The following is a 221-nucleotide window of genomic DNA, read 5'->3' as shown; positions in this document are numbered from 1 at the left end:
AAAAGGGTGATGGCGTGCCTTTTGTAGAATGAACCGGCGAGTTACGTTCACGTGCAAGGTTAAGTCGGGAAGACGGAGCCGCAGCGAAAGCGAGTCTGAATAGGGCGAATATAGTACGTGGTCGTAGACCCGAAACCGTGTGATCTACCCCTGTCCAGGGTGAAGGTGCGGTAACACGCACTGGAGGCCCGAACCCACGAATGTTGAAAAATTCGGGGATG

At 53.8% G+C, this 221-nt stretch carries 1 rRNA gene; it reads left to right on the top strand.

What is annotated here, in order from left to right:
• A 23S ribosomal RNA gene (locus tag WFK81_RS30885) occupies positions 1–221 on the top strand; the annotation flags it as partial.

This window comes from Paenibacillus sp. MMO-177, from assembly GCF_037147795.1.
In the GTDB taxonomy this organism is placed as follows: Bacteria; Bacillota; Bacilli; order Paenibacillales; family Paenibacillaceae; genus Pristimantibacillus.
This window is presented reverse-complemented; position numbering and strand designations above follow the sequence as displayed.